Source organism: Pseudocolwellia sp. G5-9 (assembly GCF_055808995.1).
Map to the genome: position 1 here is coordinate 2,077,809 of NZ_CM147893.1, position 24,991 is coordinate 2,102,799.

The 24,991-nt window shown below is 36.4% G+C and carries 26 protein-coding genes, 1 pseudogene and 1 riboswitch; of the genes and pseudogenes, 14 read left to right on the forward strand and 13 right to left on the reverse strand.

What is annotated here, in order from left to right; translation table 11 throughout:
- The first annotated feature begins 345 nt into the window (after positions 1–345).
- Positions 346–492: riboswitch (molybdenum cofactor riboswitch) on the forward strand.
- The 10 genes and pseudogenes from moaA (at position 479) to AC0L5Q_RS08920 (ending at position 7,360) form a co-directional block, all read left to right on the forward strand.
- Positions 479–1,449 (forward strand): annotated as a pseudogene (gene moaA / locus AC0L5Q_RS08875) (GTP 3',8-cyclase MoaA). Its footprint overlaps the riboswitch before it by 14 nt.
- Before the next feature lie 3 nt (positions 1,450–1,452).
- Positions 1,453–2,169 carry a molybdenum cofactor guanylyltransferase gene (mobA, locus tag AC0L5Q_RS08880; RefSeq protein WP_473617516.1) on the forward strand — a complete coding sequence of 239 codons (717 nt, stop codon included), beginning with the start codon at positions 1,453–1,455 and terminating at the stop codon, positions 2,167–2,169.
- Positions 2,170–2,171: 2 nt separating this feature from the next.
- Positions 2,172–2,714, forward strand: a complete 543-nt coding sequence (gene moaB / locus AC0L5Q_RS08885; RefSeq protein ID WP_077341295.1) for a molybdenum cofactor biosynthesis protein B — start codon at positions 2,172–2,174, stop codon at positions 2,712–2,714.
- Positions 2,714–3,250, forward strand: a complete 537-nt coding sequence (gene moaC, locus AC0L5Q_RS08890) for a cyclic pyranopterin monophosphate synthase MoaC (RefSeq protein ID WP_473617522.1) — start codon at positions 2,714–2,716, stop codon at positions 3,248–3,250. The genes moaB and moaC overlap by 1 nt, the downstream gene beginning before the upstream one ends.
- Positions 3,247–3,495 (forward strand): MoaD/ThiS family protein, encoded by a 249-nt coding sequence (locus tag AC0L5Q_RS08895; RefSeq protein WP_473617526.1) that lies wholly within the window; start codon positions 3,247–3,249, stop codon positions 3,493–3,495. Before moaC ends, AC0L5Q_RS08895 begins: the two co-directional genes overlap by 4 nt.
- Before the next feature lie 4 nt (positions 3,496–3,499).
- Positions 3,500–3,979: a molybdopterin synthase catalytic subunit MoaE gene (gene moaE, locus AC0L5Q_RS08900; protein WP_473617531.1), complete on the forward strand. Its 480-nt coding sequence runs from the start codon at positions 3,500–3,502 to the stop codon at positions 3,977–3,979.
- Between the two features lies 1 nt (position 3,980).
- Positions 3,981–4,769 carry a molybdate ABC transporter substrate-binding protein gene (gene modA, locus AC0L5Q_RS08905; protein ID WP_473617535.1) on the forward strand — a complete coding sequence of 263 codons (789 nt, stop codon included), beginning with the start codon at positions 3,981–3,983 and terminating at the stop codon, positions 4,767–4,769.
- A complete protein-coding gene (modB, locus tag AC0L5Q_RS08910) occupies positions 4,766–5,482 on the forward strand; it encodes a molybdate ABC transporter permease subunit (RefSeq protein WP_473617539.1) in 717 nt (238 codons plus the stop codon). Before modA ends, modB begins: the two co-directional genes overlap by 4 nt.
- Positions 5,482–6,612, forward strand: a complete 1,131-nt coding sequence (modC, locus tag AC0L5Q_RS08915; protein ID WP_473617542.1) for a molybdenum ABC transporter ATP-binding protein — start codon at positions 5,482–5,484, stop codon at positions 6,610–6,612. Before modB ends, modC begins: the two co-directional genes overlap by 1 nt.
- 1 nt (position 6,613) lies before the next feature.
- Positions 6,614–7,360 carry a HesA/MoeB/ThiF family protein gene (locus AC0L5Q_RS08920; RefSeq protein ID WP_473617546.1) on the forward strand — a complete coding sequence of 249 codons (747 nt, stop codon included), beginning with the start codon at positions 6,614–6,616 and terminating at the stop codon, positions 7,358–7,360.
- 81 nt (positions 7,361–7,441) lie between these two features.
- On the opposite strand, the gene rmf is transcribed toward AC0L5Q_RS08920, so the two are convergent.
- The 9 genes from rmf to tviB form a co-directional block, all read right to left on the reverse strand.
- On the reverse strand, positions 7,442–7,615 hold the full coding sequence (gene rmf, locus AC0L5Q_RS08925; protein ID WP_076420222.1) for a ribosome modulation factor: 174 nt from the start codon (positions 7,613–7,615) through the stop codon (positions 7,442–7,444).
- 307 nt (positions 7,616–7,922) lie between these two features.
- A complete protein-coding gene (locus AC0L5Q_RS08930) occupies positions 7,923–8,882 on the reverse strand; it encodes a DHH family phosphoesterase (protein ID WP_473617552.1) in 960 nt (319 codons plus the stop codon).
- 46 nt (positions 8,883–8,928) lie between these two features.
- Positions 8,929–9,531: an adenylyl-sulfate kinase gene (gene cysC / locus AC0L5Q_RS08935; protein ID WP_077339442.1), complete on the reverse strand. Its 603-nt coding sequence runs from the start codon at positions 9,529–9,531 to the stop codon at positions 8,929–8,931.
- 53 nt (positions 9,532–9,584) lie between these two features.
- Positions 9,585–11,312, reverse strand: coding sequence for an SLC13 family permease (locus AC0L5Q_RS08940; protein WP_473617557.1), 1,728 nt, complete (start codon positions 11,310–11,312; stop codon positions 9,585–9,587).
- A gap of 60 nt (positions 11,313–11,372) precedes the next feature.
- Entirely contained in the window at positions 11,373–12,782 is a 1,410-nt protein-coding gene (gene cysN, locus AC0L5Q_RS08945) for a sulfate adenylyltransferase subunit CysN (protein WP_473617561.1), read from the reverse strand.
- A 125-nt stretch (positions 12,783–12,907) separates the two neighbouring features.
- Entirely contained in the window at positions 12,908–13,807 is a 900-nt protein-coding gene (gene cysD / locus AC0L5Q_RS08950) for a sulfate adenylyltransferase subunit CysD (RefSeq protein ID WP_077339436.1), read from the reverse strand.
- A gap of 195 nt (positions 13,808–14,002) precedes the next feature.
- Complete coding sequence (gene galU / locus AC0L5Q_RS08955) at positions 14,003–14,899, reverse strand: UTP--glucose-1-phosphate uridylyltransferase GalU (protein WP_473617565.1); 897 nt, start codon at positions 14,897–14,899, stop codon at positions 14,003–14,005.
- A 58-nt stretch (positions 14,900–14,957) separates the two neighbouring features.
- Positions 14,958–15,977, reverse strand: coding sequence for an NAD-dependent epimerase/dehydratase family protein (locus AC0L5Q_RS08960; protein WP_473617568.1), 1,020 nt, complete (start codon positions 15,975–15,977; stop codon positions 14,958–14,960).
- Between the two features lie 232 nt (positions 15,978–16,209).
- Complete coding sequence (gene tviB / locus AC0L5Q_RS08965; RefSeq protein ID WP_473617570.1) at positions 16,210–17,490, reverse strand: Vi polysaccharide biosynthesis UDP-N-acetylglucosamine C-6 dehydrogenase TviB; 1,281 nt, start codon at positions 17,488–17,490, stop codon at positions 16,210–16,212.
- Between the two features lie 369 nt (positions 17,491–17,859).
- On the opposite strand from tviB, the gene AC0L5Q_RS08970 reads away from it, so the two are divergent.
- The 4 genes from AC0L5Q_RS08970 to serA all read left to right on the forward strand — a co-directional run bounded on the left by AC0L5Q_RS08970 (position 17,860) and on the right by serA (position 22,240).
- Positions 17,860–19,380, forward strand: coding sequence for a peptide MFS transporter (locus tag AC0L5Q_RS08970; protein ID WP_473617573.1), 1,521 nt, complete (start codon positions 17,860–17,862; stop codon positions 19,378–19,380).
- Positions 19,381–19,471: 91 nt separating this feature from the next.
- Entirely contained in the window at positions 19,472–20,071 is a 600-nt protein-coding gene (locus AC0L5Q_RS08975; RefSeq protein WP_473617577.1) for a 5-formyltetrahydrofolate cyclo-ligase, read from the forward strand.
- 157 nt (positions 20,072–20,228) lie between these two features.
- Positions 20,229–20,885, forward strand: coding sequence for a ribose-5-phosphate isomerase RpiA (gene rpiA, locus AC0L5Q_RS08980; protein ID WP_473617580.1), 657 nt, complete (start codon positions 20,229–20,231; stop codon positions 20,883–20,885).
- 119 nt (positions 20,886–21,004) lie between these two features.
- Entirely contained in the window at positions 21,005–22,240 is a 1,236-nt protein-coding gene (gene serA, locus AC0L5Q_RS08985; protein WP_473617583.1) for a phosphoglycerate dehydrogenase, read from the forward strand.
- 96 nt (positions 22,241–22,336) lie between these two features.
- Here the strand turns inward: serA and AC0L5Q_RS08990 are convergent, their stop codons facing one another.
- The 4 genes from AC0L5Q_RS08990 to ribH form a co-directional block, all read right to left on the reverse strand.
- Positions 22,337–22,804: a phosphatidylglycerophosphatase A family protein gene (locus tag AC0L5Q_RS08990; protein ID WP_473617585.1), complete on the reverse strand. Its 468-nt coding sequence runs from the start codon at positions 22,802–22,804 to the stop codon at positions 22,337–22,339.
- A gap of 2 nt (positions 22,805–22,806) precedes the next feature.
- A complete protein-coding gene (gene thiL, locus AC0L5Q_RS08995) occupies positions 22,807–23,778 on the reverse strand; it encodes a thiamine-phosphate kinase (protein ID WP_473618277.1) in 972 nt (323 codons plus the stop codon).
- 106 nt (positions 23,779–23,884) lie between these two features.
- Entirely contained in the window at positions 23,885–24,301 is a 417-nt protein-coding gene (gene nusB / locus AC0L5Q_RS09000) for a transcription antitermination factor NusB (RefSeq protein ID WP_473617589.1), read from the reverse strand.
- Positions 24,302–24,367: 66 nt separating this feature from the next.
- Positions 24,368–24,832: a 6,7-dimethyl-8-ribityllumazine synthase gene (ribH, locus tag AC0L5Q_RS09005; RefSeq protein WP_473617592.1), complete on the reverse strand. Its 465-nt coding sequence runs from the start codon at positions 24,830–24,832 to the stop codon at positions 24,368–24,370.
- Positions 24,833–24,991 lie beyond the last annotated feature (159 nt).

Below are 24,991 nucleotides of genomic sequence, written 5' to 3' on the forward strand. Positions count from 1 at the left end.
TTTATTCTCTTTTAAGTTTCTTATTTTATTGAAAACACATGCAATTTTATTTAGATAAAATCTGTCTACTCTATAACGCTAATACTATCAGGTGTTAAACATATAGCGACTTGATGTGAATCAATATTTAGTTTTGAAATTGTATTACTATGGTAAACCAAAATTAAGGTATAGTAACTGGGCTGTTGACCTTTCAAATATGTTTTTTTGCAACAATAAATTTGATTTTTAGATAAAGCATAGTTATTGATATGTAGTTATTCACCACGCAATCGCTATAACCTAATATAAATATCAAACGTATACTGCCAATATGATTAACATTTGAAAGGTCAAAGCCTCAAAAAAATTATTATTCGCCGAGCTATTGTAGCTACCCCAGCCTATTTGATTGGAATGTTACCTTAGCCGTGGTTATTCAACTAACCGCCAGGGTTTGCATGGAAACGTGTATGCCTCCCGACATTGGAAAGGTGAGATGTTAACAGACAACTTTGGTCGCAAGTTTTATTACTTGCGCCTATCAATTACCGACGTGTGTAACTTTAGTTGCAACTATTGTTTGCCTGATGGTTATCAATGCGATCAGCCGCGCGATTTTTTATCGCTGCCTGAAATAAAACGCATTGCTAAAGGTTTTGCGCAATTAGGCACTGAAAAAATACGAGTTACGGGGGGGAGCCCTCACTCCGTAAAGACTTGCCCGATATCATTGCTGCTTGTAAAGAAACAGAAGGTATTAAGCAAGTTGCCATAACAACCAATGGATATAAGCTCCCTGAACATTTACCTAGTTGGTTAGATGCGGGGATTGATGCGATTAATATTAGTATTGATAGCTTAGACCCTAGACAATTTCATAGCATTACAGGTCACGATAAATTACCTCATATACTGAAAGGTATTGATATGGCCTTGGCAAGTGGCCAACCTACGGTAAAAGTAAATACCGTACTTATGCGTGAATACAATGGCTACGACATTCAAACGTTTTTAGATTGGCTTAAAGATACGCCCATTACATTACGCTTTATTGAGCTAATGCAAACAGGTGATAACAAAACGTTTTTTGATGCGCAACATGTACAAGGTTCACGTATTCGTCAAAATTTAATTTTAGACGGATGGTTACCTGCCATTAGAGATAGATCATCTGGCCCTGCTCAAGAATTTTATCATCCTGATTATGCCGGCCGTATTGGTTTGATCATGCCTTACAGCAAAGATTTTTGTTCAACCTGTAATCGATTAAGAGTGAGCTCTCACGGTAAGTTACATTTATGTTTATTTACTGAAGAAGGTTTATCACTAAAAGACCATATTCAACATGATGATGTAGAGCCATTAAAGCAACATATTATTGAAATGATGGGAGACAAAAAAGCCACTCACTTCTTACATGAAAAGCTAACAGGTGCTACCACTAATTTAGCTATGCTAGGCGGCTAGTTTATGATCATAGTACCCAACACTAAAAACAACCAACCTAAACCAAAAAACCAATGCTTAGGTGTAGTATTAGCAGGTGGTTTGTCTTCTCGTATGGGAGTAGACAAAGCGAGCTTACTTCGAAATGAAGTGAGCATGCTAAGTTATAGTAAGCAGTTACTTACTGAAATAGGCTTAAATAACATAGTCATTAGCGGTGAACCTTCATGTGCAACAGCTCAAGATGTGATTATTGCAGATAAATATGCAGAGATGGGACCGATAGGAGGCATTGCCAGTGTTATTGAAAAACATCAACCTAGTGCTCTCTTTATTCTCCCTGTCGATTTACCTTTAATCACGGCAGACGCATTACAAAAGTTAAAACAAATTGGTGAGTTAAGCCAACAAGCTTGTTTTTATAACGACAATTATTTACCTCTGTATTTGCCGGTAAATGCACATACAGAAAACTTCTTGAAGAGTGCATTCAGTCAACAAGCTAATTCACTAGATAAAAGTAAAACGTCTACAGCTAAAAGTGGCCCTTCTATCCGTGCTTTACTTAAACAAGTGCCGCATAAAGCTATTGCTATTGAAACACCCTCAAGTTTATTAAATACCAATACACCTGAAGAATGGGCTACAGCACAAAAAAGTTTTACTCAGCTAAGCTTGTCTCAGCAAAAAAATACACATGTAAAATATTCAAAAAACAACTTATTAAATTCTAGGAAATAACTATGTCTAAGCATGAAAAAAGTGCCTTTATTCCTTTATCTATTGCTGTGTTAACGGTTTCAGATACACGTGATGAATCTACCGACACCTCGGGCCAAACGTTGGTTGAACGAGTGACATCAGCAGGACATAACCTTGCCGCTAAAAAAATCGTAAAAGACGATGTATACCAATTGCGTTCAGTGGTATCTCAGTGGATAGCAGACGATAGCATTCACGCTATTATTACTACAGGCGGCACAGGCTTTACCGAACGAGATAATACACCTGAAGCTTTATTACCTTTATTTGATAAAAACGTTGAAGGCTTTGGCGAAATATTTCGTGCTATTTCACTCACTGAAATTGGCACATCAACCATTCAGTCACGCGCCTTTGGTGGCATAGCCAATAAAACCGTTATTTTATGTGTACCGGGTTCAACCAATGCGTGTAAAACAGCGTGGGACAAATTAATTGCGGAGCAACTTGATGCAAGCCATCGTCCTTGTAATTTTGTACCTCATTTAAACATATCAGCAGAACAATGTGAGACTCGCCAGTAATGACAGATAACCCTTCACAATCAGTATCGCTAAGCCATATTAATCAAAAAGGCGAAGCTAACATGGTAGACGTTACCGAAAAAGCGCTTACCTCTCGCACCGCAACGGCTCAAGGCAGAATAACCATGTCGGCGGCTACGTTAACTTTGATCACTCAAGGCGAAAATAAAAAAGGTGATGTTTTTTCAGTTGCTCGTATTGCTGGTATTCAAGCCGCTAAAAAATGCAGTGACTTAATTCCTTTGTGTCACCCTCTTATGCTGACAAAAGTTAAAGTCGACTTTGATATTGATGAACAAAACAACCAAGTCATCGTTAATAGCCTGTGCCGTTTAACAGGCCAAACGGGCGTTGAAATAGAAGCATTAACCGCTGTTTCAGTGGCTTGCTTAACCTTATTTGATATGTGTAAAGCTGCCGATCCTTTTATGGAAATTCACGGCATTAAAGTATTAACAAAAGAAGGTGGAAAATCAGGAAGTTGGGAAGCTAAAGCCGAAATAGCGAATCAAACAGCTAAACAGGATAACTTATGATCAAAGTCAGCTTTTTTGCCGCATTAAGAGAACAACTCAATTGCAATGAAACACAGCTTAACGTATCTGAACCTATTACAGTAGAACAAGCAAGAGTGTTATTGGTTGAGTCGCACCCCGAATGGGAACAACATCTAAAAAACAACTCGCTTTTAACAGCAGTAAACCACGACCTTGTGGATGATAATTTTATTGTAAAGCCAAATGACGAGTTAGCATTTTTCCCACCCGTTACTGGCGGTTAAGTCTATGTTAAAAACTAATACAAACATCCACTTAAATGATCGTATTGTTATTCAAACTCAAGATTTCAGCCTAAGTGAAGAAGTTAACTTATTAGAAGAAAACAATAACGAAGACGGTGCCGTGGTTACCTTCTGTGGTCGTGTAAGAAATAACAATTTAGGATTAGATGTAAAAGGATTGACCCTTGAGCATTACCCTGGAATGACAGAAAAATCATTACAGAAAATTGTACTTACCGCCCGCAAAAAATGGGAGCTAGGCCGAGTAACCGTTATCCATCGTGTGGGTAAACTATTCATTGGCGAACAAATTGTATTTGTTGGGGTTACCAGTAAACATCGCGGTAATGCCTTTGCTGCAAACGAATTTATTATGGATTTCCTCAAAGTAAAAGCTCCTTTTTGGAAAAAAGAACTCACCTCAGAAGGTGAAAAATGGTTAGACGCAAAGTCGTCAGACACCAATAAAGCACAAGAGTGGTAACATGAGTAAGTGGCTACGTACCTTATATAAAAGCACTCTATGTATGAGTATTTTTATTTGTTTTTTCACAGCAACAACAAGCTACGCTAAAAGCAAACCGCTACGAGTTGCCGTATCATCAAACTTTGCTCCGGTATTAACTCAACTTGCCCCAGCTATTTTTAATGAAACTAATATAACGATCGACATAATCAGTGGTTCTTCAGGTACTCTTTACCAGCAAATAATTCATGGGGCGCCTTACGACATGTTTTTATCTGCTGATGACATTCACCCACAGAGATTAGCGTCTGAATCGTTTATTGTAAAAAATAGCCTGCAAACTTATGCCGTAGGCCAACTCGCATTTTGGTCTGCCGATAAAAGCTTTAACCCTCAGCAAAGCCTCCCTAATTTATTGAATGAATATCTTATTAATTCATCAAAAATAGCAATAGCTAATCCTAATACGGCACCTTACGGGCAGCGTGCTTTAGAAACCTTAAACTCATTAGACTTATGGGAAAAATTTAAAGATAAAACCATTACTGGCATTAACGTCAATCAAACGTTTCAACAAATTAGAAGCCACGCTGTAACTGCTGGATTTATTGCATTAAGCCAATTAAAACTGAATAACTTACACGGAATTGTTGTACCTGAAGACCTTTATTCTCCTATAAAACAACAACTGGTTATTTTAAAAAATAGTAAAAAAATAGCAGATGCTAAAAAATTAGCGCTATTTATTCAAACACCGGCTATTCAAAAAATCATTGCGAGTTACGGTTACAAAGCAGCAAGCTTATGATAGAAAATTCTTTATTCGAAAATAGCGATTTAATCGCTTTATTCACCACATTAAAAATGGCCTTTGTCACCACGATTATACTCATGGTAATAGGTACACCATTAGCGTGGTATTTAGCAAAAATGAAGAGCCGCTATAAAATTGCCATTGAAGCCATTATTGCCTTACCTATTGTACTACCGCCTACCGTATTAGGCTTTTATTTACTTATTGCCTTTTCGCCACAACATTTACCTGGGCAGCTTTGGCAAAGTATTACAGGCCAACAACTTGCTTTTAGTTTTAGTGCTATTGTTATAGGTTCTATTTTTTATTCATTACCTTTTGTTGTTCAGCCCTTACAAAAAGCCTTTGAACAGTTAGGCGACGATGTTCTTGAAGCAGGTGCTATGCTAGGAGCTAATGCGCTCGATAGATTTTTTACACTTGTACTACCTATCACTAAAGCCAGCTTTATTACCGCAGCCAGTTTAGGTTTTGCTCATACAGTCGGTGAATTTGGTATTGTGCTTATGATAGGTGGCAACATATCAGGTGAAACTAAAGTGCTCTCTATTGCCTTATTTGAACATGTTGAAGCCTTTAATTACGCTAAAGCCCATTTACTTGCCGGTAGTTTACTTATAGGTTCTTTCGTTGTGCTGGGGCTTATTTATTTATTAAATTATTCTAAGCCCACTACGGTACATACTAAAAACGAAGTAAATAACTAATGAATAATATATTGAAGGAGCTTAGCTTCAATTTTAATAGCCAGTTTGATGGTTTTGCTCTATCGGTAAAGCAAACACTTCCAACGAAAGGTATTACAGGTATTTTTGGCCATTCAGGTTCAGGTAAGTCTACCCTGCTTCGGCTTATATCTGGTTTAGAAAATTCAACAACAGGTCAACTATCCTTAAATGGGAACGTTTTATTCGACTCAGATCATAAATTAAATATCAAGCCCGAAAAAAGACGCATAGGTTTAGTATTTCAAGACTCTCGTTTATTTCCGCATTTAAATGTACAACAAAACTTAGCATATGCGCATAAACGTTGTTTGCATAAGCAACTCAACATCGATGATATTATTGATTTAACACAGCTAACACCTTTACTTCACAAAAAGGTTACCTTGTTATCTGGTGGTGAGAAACAAAGAGTTGCAATAGCAAGAGCCGTATTGTCAGAACCCGAGTTGTTATTATTAGATGAGCCATTAAGCGCGTTAGACAATCAAAATAAAGCCTTGATGATCACCCTATTACTCAATGTTCAACGTACTTTAAATATTCCTATGTTATACGTAAGTCATAGCTTAGCTGAATTACAACAAATTGCAGATAACTTACTTGTGATGAAACAAGGTAACATTCAACACTTCGGGCCAATTCACCAAATTATTCATACTTTAAATAACACTAAAGAAACGCTACAACAAACCAGCTTATCGTTAATAGTGAAAGAGCATTTACCTGAATACGGCTTAACGTCTTTACAGCTAACAACCGATATCGTTATATATTTACCATTACAATCTAACACTACCAGTACTAACGCTGTTAATGATAAAACCTTAACGCCGAAAAAAACACGCTGTTATATAGCCGCTAGCGATATTAGTATTAGCCGACACGAAGCAACAGACTCTTCAATTGTTAATCATTTTCAAGCTAAAATATTGAATATACAACCACAAAATAACACCGTATTAATTACCTTAACTTGCGCAGAGCAAGTATTTTATTCTTCTATTAGTTTATGGTCTGCAGAACGTTTATCGCTAAGCCTGCATGATCTCGTTTATATTCAATTTAAAGCCAGTGCAGTGCACAGCTTAGCGGATATTGGAGAGCTTTAACGTGCTTACTCAAAAAGAACAACTCAGGTATAGCCGGCAAATCATGCTAAAAAACATAGGGGAAGAAGGCCAAATAGCCCTTCGCAATGCCAATGTGATGATTGTGGGTATGGGAGGCTTAGGCAATCCTGTTTCTCTTTATTTAGCCGCGGCAGGCATTGGCACATTATTTATAGCCGATGGCGATACGGTTGATATTACCAACCTACAAAGACAAATATTATTTACCGAAAACGATATTGATCAAAACAAAGCTGATACCGCCGCTGAAAAACTTCAGCAGCATAACAGCGATGTAACAATTGAAGTGATTGATGAAATGCTGGATAACGAATTATGCGACTATTATGTTCCTAAAATGGATGTAGTGATTGATTGTAGCGACAACATTCAAACACGCTATTTGGTTAATCAATATTGCGTTACTCATAAAGTCCCTTTAATTGTAGGTGCTGCCACTGGGTTTGATGGCCAACAACTCGTTGTAGATCCTCGTAATGACGAAAGCGCTTGTTATCAGTGCTTATTTCCAGAAAGTAAAAAAGCACCTGAAAACAACTGCCAAACTATAGGTATTGTTGGGCCAGTATTAGCTATTGTGGCCGGTATGCAATCATTACAAGCTATAAAGTTACTGACAGGCAATACAATACACATTAATCAGCTAAATTTGTTTGATGGTTTATCGAACCAATGGCAACAATTTAAAATAAAAAAACAAAGCAATTGTAAAGTCTGTGGTAACTAAACAAGAAAAAGCCCTTAGCTTAATGTAATAAGTTAAGGGCTTAATTCGTTTTAAAATTAATGTTTTGTTACGACAAGTTAGTTATTTAAATAATCCAGTGCTTCTATCGGAAACCGCTTCTCTCCATCCTCCTAACCATTCCGATCTAGCGTTGATACTCTGGTAAGGACATTTTTCCTTTGCTTTGCCATTAAGGCCTGCTTGATAACCGTTAGCATGTGCTCTTCCTAAACGATCCCTTTTTTGTCTTCTCATGAACTACACCTCTTAACCATTTGATAATAAAAATAAAATAATATATCTAGCGGTCGAAACTTAACTTCAGTCGACAATTAATTCTCGACCAAACCTAGTTAGAATGCAAGAGGATAAAGGTTACAAATGGGCGCAAAAAATGCTTAAAACAAGAATAAAAAACGGCTCAAAAAAACTAAAAATGACTTTTATATTACAAAACAGCTTCTTAATAAAAGTGTAATATTCCAATAGGCAATAATAATAAAATTAATATAAACATTTGGTTTATAAAAACTCATTTTTCAATTAAAAAATCGCACACAAATTAACTTGTATAATAACTATCTAGTGTATTAATAAATGTTGCGAGCATATCTTGCGGTAAATTATTAATACCTGCTGCACCTGCTCTACCACCACCGGTTGGAAACTGAATGCATACTTCATCAGCACCTTGCTTGTTATTTAAAGGGGCTCTAACACTTACGGTATAAGTATTATCTGCGTTCAATGTAATAACAGCATGGGCTTTATTTGGCGACTGGTTAGCTAAGTCATTACCAAAAACACCACTAACACGCCTAGCCCAAGGTTCATCGTCTAACTGAACCACTTTACTTATGTCGCTATCAGCCAGTACCTTCGCAGTTAAGGCTTTTTGCATATCGGCTTGATAGGCTTTTTCTAATTGGTGGAATATAGAACCTTCTTCCTTAATTAACGTAAGAGGATCAGGGTAAGCTAACAAGGCTTTATAAAGATCCGCTGGATGAAAATGTAAATCATCAACATCACGCCCATAGCCGTTGTAGTTAATGTAAATACCAAGGGCTTTTAGCTGTTCTTGCTGGCCTTTAGATAAACCGACACTTTCAGCTAATGTAATAGCCGATTGAGTCATGTTATCGCCAAAAGCAGCAGCAACAGCCCAATTCACGTATGCGCCTTTTAAATAGTCATTAACAAGTAAACTGGTGCAAGTATTCGCATCGGTATTAATTAAGGTAGTTAAATGTTCTGAACGAGGAATATCGCCAGCACGATGATGATCAATATAAAACACTTCCGTATTATTTTCTAAATGTAACTTAAGCGCTTCAACGTTCTTTTCAAGAGAAATATCAAGCACGGTAATAGAATCAGCAGCGGTAACATCAACTTGTTTTAATAAGCTAATATCGCGTTTAACACCTGTTATTAACGTGGATTCTTTCGGCTGGGCTAATCGTAATTGAACCAGTGCAATAATGCCGTCTGCGTCACCATTAAATACATCAAAATGCATGAATTTTCTTCCTCTTTCTACCAAGCTTTTATTTAAGCAAACAAGCTTACTGAATAAATTGATTATCAATTAAATGTTGCACGATTTGCTCAGCACATTCTTTAATTGATTTTTCATCAGTTTTCACATGAATTTCTGGAGCACTTGGCACATCGTAAGTTGAATCTATTCCCGTAAAGTCTTTAATTTCACCTGCGCGGGCTTTTTTATATAAGCCTTTAGGATCACGCTGTTCACACACGGCAATAGGCGTATCAATATAAACTTCCATAAACTCACCTTGCTCAAGCATCTCACGCGCCATCGTTCTATCAGCAGCAAAGGGTGAAATAAAAGCAGTTGAAACAATTAAACCCGAATCAACAAACAGTTTAGCGACTTGGCTAATACGGCGAATATTTTCAACACGGTCTTCATCACTAAAACCTAAATCACCATTTAAACCATGACGAACATTATCACCATCAAGTAAATAACTGTGGCATCCTCGCTCAAATAATAAGGCATCAACGGCATTAGCAACGGTAGACTTACCAGAACCACTTAAGCCTGTGTACCATAGTAAGCATGGTTTTTGATTTTTTTGCGCTGAACGCTGCTCTTTAGTGATATTTTGTTCGTGCCAAACGGTATTTTCTGTTTTCATCATTCTTCTCTATATTCTATGTAGATATTTAGTCTAATCATTGCGCTTAAGTCGCTTTAAAAAGGAAATACCCAAGGTAACATGGCTAATACAACCACACTATATGTAATAGAAACGGGTAAACCAAATTTTACAAAATCAGTTAATGTATATTCACCTGCGTTGTACACCATAATATTGGTTTGATAGCCATATGGACTCATAAAACTGCCGCTTGCCGCAAAAGCTACTGCCATAACAAAAGGTAACGGACTTACACCTAACCCGACACTCATGCTGTAAGCAATAGGAAACACTAAAGCAGCTGCCGCAGTATTGGTAATAATTTCGGTTAATAACAAGGTGATAATAAAAACTAAAATCAGTGCGACATAATGGCTTTGACCTTGTAACAAGCCTTCTATGCCATTGGCTAATAGACTAATAACACCACTATTTTCTAACGACTTCGCCAAAGTTAACGCGCCAAGTACTATCATCCATATTTCTAATGGGAAGCGACGTTTTATTTCGTTTACTGTTAAACAGCCCGTGAAAATAAGTAAGGCAATATAAAAAATCAAACACGTTACTAACGATACAGGCGTAAGTGCTGATGCTGCTATTGTAACTAAAAAACCACCAACCGTTAAAGAATCACGCCAGCCACTCAACATATTTTCTGGTTGATGGCCTGACAAAATATAAAAGTTTTTTGATAAGTTGGTGCGAGAACTAAAGTCGCTACCTACGGCTAAAATTAGAAAGTCGCCCGATTGAAGAGTAATTTCACCTAGCTTACCTGATAAGGTAGAGCCTTCTCTTCTTATCGCCACAACAGCAGCGTCGAATCGTGCTCTAAAGCCTGCGCTTTTTAATGTTTTACCTATTACGGCTGAATCAGGTTTTATTAAAACTTCGGTTAAGTTTTCACGTAGTAAACCATCTTGTTCTGCAAATAGCGTTAAGCCGTCAAACTGCTGAAGAGTTAATACTTTAGATATATCACCACTAAAAATAAGCTTATCTTTGGCTTGCACCACTTCATCAGGACTTACAGGAGAAAGTAATCGTCCATTACGTACTAGCTCAACTAAAAATAACGAGTCTAAATTTCTTAAACCATTTTCTTCAATGCTTTTTCCTACCAGTTTTGATTCTAAGCTAACTCTGGCTTCAACTAAGTATTCGTTGGTTGAAAGCTCTTGCAGCTCCATATCAGGTAAAGTATTAATACGTAAAAAAATCACCAGTAAACATACAGATAAGGCACACACACCAATAATAGTAAAATCGAAAAAACCTAAACTCTCATGACCTTGATCAATCAACATACTGTTTACGATCAAGTTAGTAGATGTTCCTACTAAAGTTAATGTGCCACCTAAAATTGCAGCAAAAGATAAAGGAATTAACAACTTACCGGGGTTAACCACTTTGTTATTTTTAATAGTGGAAATAAGCGAAGCAACAACAGCCGTATTACTCATTAATGCTGACGATAACGCCGTACCAATTAAGGTTTTAACTGAAGAAGCAAATGGAGAACCACTGATCATAGAAGTCGATAAGCGGCGTAATACACTGGTTCGTTCGAAGGTAAAAGAACATAAAACCAATAAAATGAGAGTGACTAACCCCGGATTAACCGCATTAGCAAGAATGTCTTCATAAGAAACAAAAGATACACCTAAACACACCAGCATAGTTGCAGAGAATACGCGTTCAGGTACATGTTGAAACTTTACTAGGCCGGCAAAGGTTGCTATAAAAATAGCAACCATTAACCATTGAGATACGTCCATTAAAAAGAGCCTTTGGTGTATAAATTATAATAATTCATAGAGTCTAGCTCTTTAAAAGGGCTATTTAGATTTTAAAATATCTCGAGCACCCCAATGAGGGAAGTGTTTACGAACCAATGTATTAAATTCGATTTCGAACTCTGAATAGGTTTTTGCATCTTTAGCATCAATCGCATGATTAATCATACCCGCACCTACCGTGATATTACTTAAACGGTCGATAATAATAAATGCGCCAGATGTCTTGTTGTCGTTGTAAGCATCAAAATGTAACGCTTCTTCCAACTCAAAGTTTACTGAACCAATTTCGTTTAATGCCAGTTGGTCAACATCAATTTTTTTCATGTTGTTTACATCGATACGATGTTCAACATTAATCGCATGCCCTGCTGTCATTTTACTACCATGTTTAATGTAGTAATCACGACCCGGTTCAAGCTCGTCTTCATGCATCCATACCACTGTGGTATTAATTTCTTTAGACGTGATCGGTAAGTTATCTTTCTTAACAATTAACTCACCACGGCTGATATCAATTTCAGTGTCTAATGTTAGTGTAACCGCCATGCCTTTATCAGCACGCTCAATTTCACCTTCAAAAGTAACAATAGACTTAACGGTACTTTCTTTACCTGATGGTAAGGTAACAATTGAATCACCAACACGTACATGTCCTGATGCCACCGTCCCCGCAAAACCACGGAAGTCTAAGTTAGGACGGTTTACATATTGCACTTGAAATCTGAACTGAGTAAAGCTTTCATCACCATCAACTTTAATGGTATTTAATAGCTTCATCATAGTAGCGCCTGGGTACCAAGGCATGTTTACACTTTCGTCTACTACGTTGTCGCCGTTTAACGCTGAAATAGGGACAAAACGAACATCTTCAAACGCTAAATCGTCAGCAAATTCACGATATTCTTTTTTGATTTCTTGGTAACGGTCTTGGCTATAATCAACCAAATCCATTTTGTTCACAGCAATTAATACATGCTTAATACCTAATAATGAACAAATAAATGAATGGCGACGTGTTTGTACTTGTACACCATGACGCGCATCAATCAATATAATCGCTAAATCACATGTTGAAGCACCCGTTGCCATGTTACGTGTATATTGCTCATGGCCCGGAGTATCTGCAATAATAAACTTACGCTTATCTGTAGCAAAATAACGGTAAGCAACATCAATAGTAATACCTTGTTCGCGCTCTGATTGCAGACCGTCAACTAATAAAGCTAAATCAACAGCTTCGCCGGTAGTACCTGACTTTTTGCTGTCTTTTTCGATGGCAGCTAATTGATCTTCAAAGATCATTTTTGAATCGTGTAGTAAACGACCAATTAAAGTACTTTTACCATCATCAACGCTACCACATGTAAAGAAACGCACCATTTCTTTGTTTTCATGCTGTTTTAAATAAGCTTCAATATCTGTTTCAAGTAAGCCTGTGTTTGGACTCATGATTGTTCCTTTCGAAATATATGTGACGCGCTTATGCTGTCACCTAATTTACGTTTAATTTTTACTGTATTGCTAGGTGTTCTAGGCAATACGAATAATGTTATCTTTACGAATAAAAGAGTTATTTAGAAATAACCTTCCATTTTCTTCTTCTCCATTGAACCAGATGAATCATGGTCAATTACACGCCCTTGGCGCTCAGAAGTTTTTGTTAATAACATTTCTTGAATAATTTCAGGCAAAGTTGTCGCGTCAGACTCAACAGCCCCTGTAAGTGGGTAACAACCTAATGTACGAAAACGTACATTTTTCATTTGTATCTCTTCGCCTTCTTCAATCGGCATACGATCATCATCCACCATAATTAATGTACCATCGCGTTCAACAACAGGACGTACAGCAGATAGGTATAAAGGAACAATTTTGATGCTTTCTAGATAGATATATTGCCAAATGTCTAATTCTGTCCAGTTAGATAATGGGAAAACACGAATACTTTCACCTTTATTTACTTTACCGTTGTAGATATTCCACAACTCTGGACGTTGGCTTTTTGGATCCCAACGGTGATTTTTATCACGGAAAGAGTAAACACGTTCTTTAGCGCGAGATTTTTCTTCATCACGACGAGCACCACCAAAAGCAGCATCAAAACCATATTTATCAAGGGCTTGTTTTAAGCCTTGAGTTTTCATAATATCGGTATGTTTAGCACTACCATGAGTAAATGGGCCAACACCGGCGTCAATCCCTTCTTGGTTTTTATGTACTAATAATTCAAAGCCATATTCTTTAGCCATTTCATCACGAAAGGCGATCATTTCTTTAAACTTCCACGTAGTATCTACATGTAATAAAGGAAATGGAATTTTACCCGGAGCAAAAGCTTTACGAGCAAGGTGTAATAATACAGCTGAATCTTTACCTACGGAATAAAGCATAACAGGGTTATCAAACTCTGCCGCAACTTCGCGCATAATGTGGATTGATTCAGCTTCAAGTTTCTGTAAGTGAGTTAAATTCATCGCTGTAATACTAACTTTTAGTAAAATATAAGTGCGATTATAATGACACAGCTAAGTCAACACTTCCATATAAGAAATGACTTGGTTAGACGAAATAAGAATAAATAAAATTAGAAAGATTGGTGTGTAATAAAAAAGACCTATAACAAACGTTATAGGCCTTTACATTTATAAAGAAGGATTTAAGTTTTTCTATTAACAAACAAGTTGCTTTACGTAAGCTCTAAATTCTTCAGCTATTTCAGGATGGCGTAAACCATACTCAATATTCGCTTTCATATAACCTAGTTTAGAACCACAATCATGTGATTTACCTGTCATATGAAATGCTTCAACGGTTTCTTTTTCCATCAATGCATCTATTGCATCAGTTAACTGAATTTCGTCACCGGCACCTGGACGTGTAATAGCCAGTAGGTTCCAAATTTCAGCTGATAATACATAACGACCTACAACGGCTAAATTAGATGGCGCATCTTCAACATCAGGTTTTTCAACAACTGCCGTCATAGCTTTTGACTCGCCGGCAACTAACTCTTCGCCACCGCAATCAACTACACCGTAGTTTTTTACTTGATCCATAGGTACTGGCTCAACCATAATTTGGCTATGTCCTACTTCGTCAAATCGCGCAAGCATTGCAGCTAAGTTTTCTGTTTTTAGATTAGCGGTAGTTTCATCTAAAATGACATCAGGTAACACAACAACAAAAGGTTCATTGCCTATAATTGGGCGAGCTTTTAATACCGCATGACCTAAACCTTTTGCTTCGCCTTGGCGTACATGTAAAATCGTAATACCTTTAGGGCAAATAGCTTGAATTTCTTCAAGTAGCTGGCGCTTAACACGTTTTTCTAAGGTTGTTTCTAATTCAAACGATTTATCAAAATGGTTTTCAATCGCGTTTTTTGATGAATGAGTTACCAACACAATTTCTTTGATACCTGCGGCAATACATTCATTCACAATGTATTGAATGAGAGGCTTATCAACTATAGGCAGCATTTCTTTTGGTATTGCTTTAGTGGCAGGTAACATACGAGTTCCTAGACCGGCAACTGGAATTACTGCTTTTTTAATTTTGTTAGTCATCAATTTTCCTTATTGTCTTCGCTTTTTTTAAACTGTTTATTAATCATAACGTTATGTTTTATAAATTACTTACGTACCAAGTCATAGCTTTTTCAATACCTGACTGAATACGATATTCAGGATCGTATCCTAATAAGCTATTGGCTTTACCTATATCAGCTTGAGAATGCCGAACGTCTCCAGCTCTAAACTCTCGGTAAACCGGCGATTTTTCATAGCTAATATCATTTGTTTTTAAGGCATTTTTTAAACTATCAAATAAAATATTTAGTGTTGTTCTATCGCCAACAGCTACGTTGTATACATTGTTTTTAGCTTCATCATTTGAGGTAGCGGCTAAAATATTCGCTTGTACTGCGTTTTCAATAAAACAAAAATCTCGACTAGTTTCGCCATCACCATTAATAAATACATCCTCATTATTAAACATGGCCGATGTCCACTTAGGAATAACGGCAGCGTAAGCACCATCAGGATCTTGTCTTTTACCAAATACATTAAAGTAACGTAAACCTATAGTATTTAAACCATAGGTTTTAAAAAACACATCAGCATAAAGTTCATTAACGTATTTAGTTACGGCATAAGGTGATAATGGATTACCAATATTTTCTTCAATTTTAGGCAGTGCCGGATGATCTCCATAAGTAGAACTAGATGCAGCATAAACAAATGTTTCAACTTTAGCTTCTTTTGCTGCAACCAGCATGTTTAAGAAGCCAGTCACATTTGCTGAGTTTGTCATAATAGGATCAACAATCGAACGGGGTACAGAACCTAAAGCAGCCTGATGTAGAATATAATTAACATCGGTTACAGCTTTATGACAGTCTTCTAAGTTTCGAATGTCACCTTCAATAAAAGAAAATTTAGCCCACTGCTCTGTTGATACTTGAGCTTGAACTTCATCTAAGTTCTTTTGGTGGCCTGTAGCAAAGTTATCTAAGCCGACAACTTCTTGATTTAATAAAAGTAATGTTTCAATTAAGTTAGAACCAATAAAACCTGCACAGCCAGTCACAAGCCATTTTTTAGAATTATTTTTTAAGTTGTCTTGAATTTCTTGATATCGATTCATTGAATGTTCCATTTATGGATGAGAGATAATTTTATTATAATAGAGATATGAACCACCTAAATACAAAAACAGTATAACATTAATAAGTGAAGGATTTTAAGCCTCAAAAGCTATAGCTGAATAAATTTCAGGTCTTATAAAAATAATCAGTATCTAAAAAAGAAAAAACCAAACGTTTACATGAGTAAAGGTTTGGTTTATGTTTTTGATGTTTAGATTTGTTAAATACCGTTTATAAGCGGATATCCGAAAAATCCATGTCTAACATATATTTTAAATCATAAATAATATGCTCGGTTTTCATCAGTGCTTTAATATCACTATTGCTCATTGCTTTAAACTGATTATGTGCCACGGCAAAAATAACAGCATCGTAATTACCTGCCTTTGGCTCAGAGATAAGATCAACATTATATTCATGTTTTGCATCTTCAGGATTTACCCAAGGATCGTAAACATCTACATTCATTTGGTATTCAGCAAGCTCAGATAAAATATCCACAACTTTAGTATTTCGAACATCAGGACAATTTTCTTTAAATGTTAGCCCCATTACTAATACATTTGCACCATTCACTTGTAACTTACGCTTGATCATTGTTTTAGTTAATTGAGAAACAACGTATTCAGCCATACCATCATTAATTCGACGACCAGCAAGAATAACTTCTGGATTATAACCAATAGATTGAGCTTTATGCGTTAAGTAATATGGATCAACACCAATACAATGTCCGCCAACTAACCCAGGACGAAATGGTAAAAAGTTCCATTTAGTGCCTGCCGCTTTTAATACTTCTTCGGTATCAATACCTAATTTATTAAAAATTACAGCGAGTTCGTTAATAAGAGCGATATTCAAATCACGCTGAGTGTTTTCAATTACTTTTGCCGCTTCTGCCACTTTAATAGATGAAGCTTTATAAGTACCCGCAGTAATAATTGAACCATAAAGCTGATCAATAAACTCTGCTATTTCAGGCGTTGAACCTGATGTTACTTTTAGAATATTAGTAACACGATGCTCTTTATCACCCGGATTAATTCGCTCGGGGCTATAACCAGCAAAAAAATCTTTGTTAAAAATGAAGTCTGAATGCTTTTCTATCTCAGGGATACAAACTTCTTCCGTTGCACCGGGGTAAACCGTTGACTCATAAACAACGATATCATTTTTAGAAATGACTTTTGCCAGCATTGCGCTTGCTTTCACTAAAGGTGTTAAATCAGGTTGTTTGTGTTTATCGATAGGTGTTGGTACCGTAACAATATAAACGTTACAGCTTTTTAGGTCTTCTACATTACACGAATAGCTAATATGCTTTGATTCTGCTAATTCTTCAGAAGAAACTTCTAGCGTGAAATCATGCCCTGATTGTAATTCTGTAATGCGTTTTTCATGTATATCAAAACCGACCGTTTGATACTTTTTACCAAATTCAACAGCTAAAGGTAAACCTACATAACCTAAACCAATGATACCAATTTTTACATCGTTTAATGATTGCGACATTACTATGCAAACCCGTTCGTTAAAATTTCAAATAATTATTCTTATCTTACTATTAAACAATAAACAAAATAAACCTATAACGTAAATAATACTCGTACGACTAATTTATTGTTATCTCTAATATAAAAAAATTTTACATATCAAATATTTTATACTTTATATTAGTTCTGTATTTATAAACTCAATGCCTGCTAAGTATTATAGAAAATCATGTACTTTTAGAGTTATTGAGCTTTATATATAAACAGTTCAACTGATTTATTTGCTTTGTGTGGTATTTTTTAAATAAAGTCAATTTCACACGGTTTAATGATTAACTTTCTTTAGAAAAAATCAAACGATAATACAACAATAAAAAAGGTAATGTGAATGGAACAATCATCACAAGATACAAAATTTTTCGGCCATCCTACTGGGTTAACAACGCTATTCTTTACAGAAATGTGGGAAAGGATGAGTTATTACGGTATGCGCGCCTTACTTGTTCTCTTTATGACAGCTACCCTGCAAGAGGGCGGATTGGCATTAACCGTAGCAACAGCTGGTGCGATTTATGGTTTGTATACAGGTAGCGTTTATTTTATGGGGCTTCCCGGCGGTTGGATTGCCGACAGGTTACTAGGGGGGCAAAAAACCGTTTGGTATGGCGGTATAATTATCACCATAGGGCATATAGTACTTGCCCTACCTAACGATAAAACGTTTTTTGTTGGTTTAATACTCGTTATTTTAGGTACTGGATTATTAAAACCGAATATTGGCGCTATGGTAGGCCAGCTATATTCATCAAAAGACAGACGCAGAGATGCAGGTTATGCTATTTACTATATGGGCATTAATTTAGGTTCTTTCTTTGGCTATATTATATGTGGCTACTTAGCAACCAATATGGGATGGCACTGGGGCTTTGGTGCTGCTGCTGTTGGTATGGGCTTAGGCTTAATACAATATAAGTTAACATCTCCAAAGCTAAATGGTGCGGGCCTTGTCCCCCCATCTCCTTTATCACCCAAAGGAGCCAAAACGGCCTGGCTAGTTATCGTTGGCTTTTTAATTACGGTAGCCGTTATTACAACACTTGTTTTTCAAGGAAAAATTATAATTAACGCGGTTGTTTTAGCTCAATACACGGCGATTACGTTCTCTGCTATTTTTGTATTATATTACGCTGCTATTTATATGTTTGGAAAACTCTCTAAAAGCGAAACACTCAGGTTAACCGCATTATTATTAGTATGTGTTGCTTCCGCTTGTTTTTGGTCTGGATTTGAGCAAGCTGGCTCATCACTTAACCTATTTGCAAGAGACTACACAGATAGAATGATAGGTAGTTTTGAAATCCCTCCTGCATGGATGGGTTCTGCTAATGCCTTTTTCATTATTATTTTATCTCCCTTTTTTGCTGCTTTGTGGATGAAACTAGGCCAAAAATTAGTAACTCCTGCTTATGGCCTTAAATGTGCTATTGGTTTAATCATTATGGCAAGTGGCTTTCTTATTATGTTTTTTGCCGCGCAATACGCAGCATCAGGATTAAAAGTAGCCCCGTATTGGCTTATAGCAACTTATTTTCTACATACCGTGGGTGAATTAATTCTTAGCCCCACCGCATTAAGTGCGGTTAGTAAATTATCACCTAAGCGTTTTGCAGGGCAAATGATGGGCGTATTTGTATTGACCTACTCTATTGGTAATATTATTTCAGGTTTACTAGCTGGAAGTTTCGATCCAAATAACGTTGAACAAATGCCATCACTGTATATTCAAATTAGTTTATTTAGTATCGGTATAGGTATCGTAATTTTATTGCTTAGCCTTAAAACTCGATTTTGGGAATTACTCGCAGAGCAAGAAGGTAAAGAAGAAAAAAGCTCGCCTCAAGTAGCCTAGCCAATAAATTTCCTCTAACATATGCTCGTATGTTAGAGGACTCCCTCCTCTATAGAAGCAAAGTTAAAGCAACAATACAGGTGATGTTATTTTGAATAGCAGAATAGAGCTAAGAAAAACGATTAGAGAAAAACGATCATCATTAACTCAGCAAGAACAAGCTAATGCTGCAGCACAACTACTTAATCAATTAACGTCTCATACCAGCATACTTTCAGCACAACACATTGCTATTTATTTAGCTAACGATGGTGAGCTGAATACCTCTGCTTTTATTGATTGGTGTTGGAAACACAATAAGCAGGTATATTTACCGGTAATTCACCCTTTCAGTAAAGGCCATTTGTTATTTTTAGAATACACGCCAACGACCCCTATGCTTAAAAACCGCTTTGGAATTTTAGAACCTAAACTCGATGTTCGTCTTATTCAGCTAATACATAACATAGATATTATTTTTACCCCCTTAGTTGCCTTTGATAAATCAGGTGCTCGCTTAGGTATGGGCGGTGGGTTTTATGATAGAACGTTACAAAAATGGTTTGAGCACTATAAAACCAATAAAAACGCACGCCCTTATCCAATAGGTTTAGCACATGATTGCCAGCTTGTTGATTCTGTTCCTGTTGAAGATTGGGACATTCCTATTCCTAACATTATAACCCCCAGCCAAAACTACTCATTTAAATAAATATCCAACGCTAGCCGCTCAACCTATCGCTTTCATTACGATAGTTGGTGTATAATTACGCGCATAAAAAATGTTCATTATCCACGCTATGTTGCTTCAATAAAATTCAGCACTAGAGTGATACTTTGTTTGCTCATATATAAGTTTAAGGCTCATCATGACACAAGACGATATGAAAAAATCTGCGGCAATTAAAGCTCTAGATTTCATTAAAGATGACACGATTGTAGGTGTTGGAACAGGTTCCACAGTTAACCACTTTATTGATGCTTTAGCGACGATAAAAGATCGTATTACTGGCGCTGTTTCAAGTTCTGAAGAGTCAACCAAACGTCTTCAAGCACACGGCATTGAGGTTTTTGATTTAAATAACGTTGACGGTATTGATGTGTATGTAGATGGTGCTGATGAAATTAATTCACACATGCATATGATCAAAGGTGGCGGTGCAGCACTCACACGAGAAAAAATTGTTGCAGCCGTAGCAAAAACCTTTATATGTATTGCAGACAGTTCAAAACAAGTCAGAGTTTTAGGAACATTTCCATTACCTGTTGAAGTTATTCCTATGGCCAGAAGTTATGTTGCTAGAGAAATAGTTAAATTAGGCGGTGATCCTGTATACAGAACAGGTGTAGTAACCGATAACGGAAACGTAATTCTCGATGTATATAACTTAGACATAATTGATCCAATCACATTAGAGAAAGACCTTAATGCCTTGGTAGGCGTTGTAACTAATGGCCTGTTTGCTAATAGAGGTGCCGACACACTTATTATTGGTACACCTGAAGGCGCAAAAATAATAAATTAGTGCTTTAGAGTTTAAGCACTATATGCTAGTTTATACATACATTTGGACATCTAAACGTCCATAACTTTAAATTTTGTTAGCCACTGGCTAAACCCATTCATTAAGAGAATTTAAATATCATGAGTACTAATTCACTCGCTAAAGAAAAAATTAAAATTTTATTGTTAGAAGGTGTTCACGAAAGCGCACTTGAAGAACTAAAGTCACAAGGTTATAACAATATAGAATATTTAAAAACGTCTTTGTCGGAAGAAGATTTAATAAAAAAAATTGCTAATGTTCACTTTATTGGTATTCGTTCACGTACTAACCTTAATGAAAAAGTACTTAGCCACGCTAAGAAACTTGTTGCTGTTGGCTGTTTTTGTATTGGTACTAACCAAGTAGATATCAAAGCAGCCCAATCATTAGGTATCCCAGTATTTAACGCACCTTTCTCAAATACTCGTTCAGTTGCTGAATTAGTATTAGGTGAAACCTTATTATTACTTCGTGGTATTCCTGAAAAAAGTGCTAAAGCACACCGAGGTGAGTGGGATAAATCAGCTGCGGGTTCATTTGAAGCTCGTGGAAAAACACTCGGTATTATTGGTTACGGCCATATCGGTATGCAGTTAGGTGTTCTTGCTGAAACTGTTGGTATGAAAGTTAAATTTTATGATGTAGAAACTAAATTACCATTAGGTAATGCAAGCCAAACACCATCATTACGCGCATTACTGCAAGAATGTGAAGTTATTAGCTTACACGTTCCTGAAAACCCGCAAACTAAAAACATGTTTGGTGCTGAAGAAATTGCTAACATGAAAGATGGCGCTATATTAATTAACGCATCTCGCGGTACAGTCGTTGATATAGATGCACTAGCTGACGCATTAGCAAGTAAAAAGCTATCTGGCGCTGCTATCGATGTATTTCCTGTTGAACCTAAAGGTAATGATGAAGAGTTTGTTTCACCATTACGTGCTTTCGATAATGTTATTTTAACACCACACATTGGTGGTAGTACAAAAGAAGCACAAGAAAATATTGGTTTAGAAGTAGCAAGTAAACTTGCTAAGTATTCTGATAATGGTTCAACTTTATCAGCAGTTAACTTCCCTGAGGTATCATTACCAAGCCATGGTGGTAAAGGTACAAGCAGGCTATTACACATACATCACAACCAACCAGGTATATTAAATAAAATTAACTTAGCATTTGCTAAATTAAATATTAATATTGCCGCTCAATATTTACAAACAGACGATAAAATTGGTTACGTTGTTATAGATATTGAAACAGAAGATAGCGTATTAGCGCTTAAAGAATTAAAGAAAATTGAAGGTACGGTTAAAGCTAGAATTCTTCACTAAAAGCAATTTATTAGATACAAAAAAGGTAGACATAATGTCTACCTTTTTTATTGCTTATTTTTTATGGAATATTGAGGCCTATAAACCATCAATCGTTTAAAAGATAAAATGCATACATGCAAGTGCCATAAACCCTGCAACTACATCATCAATCATAATACCAAAGCCGCCGTGTACGTACTTATCTAAATAAGAAATAGGCCAAGGCTTTACAATATCAAATATACGAAACAGTACAAAACCAACAAGAATACTTTGCCAGCTAATAGGTACTAAAAACATAGTGATTAAATAACCAGCTATCTCATCCCAAACAATAGCCCCATGATCGTGTACACCAACATCTTCAGCCGTTTTACCGCAAATATAAATACCAGCGATGCACACAACGAATACGGCCAAGAAATAAAATAAAGGCGTAAATAAAGTAAATAAAAGAAAAACAGGAATAGCAGCTAATGTACCAAATGTACCAGGAGCTTTAGGGCTTAAACCACTACCAAAACCCAATGCTAGAAAATGAATAGGATTTGATAACGTAAACTTAACCACGGCCTTATTCATATTTACGGTTCAGACTTAGAAAAATGTTCAAAACCATTAACGCTCATTGTCACATTTTCACCATCTAAAACAGTTGTAATTTTTTCAGTTCCGTTTAACTGCCCAATACAAGTAGTTGGAATACCTATGTTTGCCAAAGCTGTTGCCATCCCTACTTTATTGTCTTCAGGTACAGTAAAAAGTAACTCGTAATCATCACCACCCGATAGTGCTAGTTCTATAGCTTTGTCTCTACCGAGAGTTTCACGCATTACCGTCGAGATAGGAATATTCTCTAAGTTAAGCTTAGCTCCAACTTTTGAGGCTTTACAAATATGCCCTAAATCTGAAATAAGCCCGTCAGATATATCAATTGCTGAAGTAGCGTAATCTCTTAACGCCTGTCCAGCTAAAACTCGAGGTCTAGGGTAGTCTAATTGCTCAAAAACTTTACCTTTATCAGCATCGACAAGATCAACTTTACCTTGTAGGTTTTTTATTGCTAATGCAGCATCACCCAATTCACCCGTTACGTAAAGCCAATCACCAGCTTTAGCATTTGAACGCGTGATATATTTATCTTTGGGTGTTAATCCTTGAGCGGTAACCGTAATGCTCAAAGGCCCTTGAGTAGTGTCTCCACCAATAAGCTGAACATTATAAAATTCACATAACTCAAAAATACCAGCACAAAACTCTGACAACCATTGTTCATCAACTTCAGGTAATGTTAATGCTAACGAGATCCATGTAGGCTCTGCGCCCATTGCCGCTAAATCAGATAAATTAACCGCAATAGCTTTATGGCCAATAGCTTTTGGTGATGTATTTTCAGGAAAATGAACACCAGCCACTAAAGTATCTGTAGTTACAGCAATAAGCTGATGTTCTGCCGGAGCTAACAAGGCACAGTCATCACCAATACCTAAAATAACATCTTTGCGTTTAACTATTTGCTCTGAGAAATAATGCTTAATTAAATCAAATTCTTTCATAGGGGAATATTCAGTTTTGATTATTTGATGTGTCACAAAAACACATCAAATAATTGAGTAGGCTTAAAGTGTGTTGATTAAAACTACAGAAAGTAGACTTTACTCACTAAGCTTCTTTACGGATTAGTTTAACGGCCTTATCTAAAACACCATTAACAAACTTGTGGCTGTCATCTGCTGCAAAAGATTTAGCAAGTTCAATGGCTTCATTGATCACAACTTTGTATGGCACATCTAAACATTCCTTTAATTCAAAAATAGCCACTCTGAGAACCGCTTTTTCAACATGGTCAACATCATCTATAGGTCTATCAACATGAGGAGCTATAAGTAAATCTAACTCGCTGGCTGATGATGTTACACCACGAAATAATTGCTGAAAAAATGGAATGTCAAAACGGCGAGCAGCGTTGTCCACTAAAAAATTAGCTTCGATATCGTTAACAGCATTTTGACTTAATTGCCAAGAATAAACAGCTTGTACGGCTAATTCTCTGGCTTTTCTTCTAGGTGATGGCTTCACAGGTACATCCAAATATAAAATTAAAACTTATTATAACTAACGCAAACGAGTATAAGATTTGAAAACTTATAACAACTCTAAAACATTAATCATTTCTAAAGCACTTAAAGCTGCTTCAGCGCCTTTATTACCCACTTTGAGGCCAGCTCTATCAATAGCTTGCTCAATAGTGTCGGTAGTAATAACACCAAAGGCTACAGGAATAGTAAACTCCATTGCCACTTGCGCTAAACCTTTATTACACTCGCCAGCTACAAAATCAAAATGCGGCGTACCACCACGAATAACCGCACCAATAGCGATAATAGCGTCGAAACCACCTTTTTGAGCAACACGCTTAGCTGCTACAGGTAACTCATACGCACCAGGAACACGAATAACTGTAATATCGCTGTCTGCAACGTTACCATGACGTTTAAGTGCATCAACTGCACCTTCTAATAAACTCTCAACAACAAAACTGTTAAAACGAGAAACAACAATGGCAACTTTTTTGCCCTTAGCATCGAAATTAGCTTCAATTACATTCATGGAAATAACCTCTCGGTAAAAAATTGACGCGATTCTATCAAAAAATGGAGGATTTAGGTACTCGTTTATCCTCAAATATAAAATTAGTAGTGTTTATTATTTTAAATTCAAATACTAAATTTATTTATTCTTAAGAAACATAATTTTTTTTACTGGCGA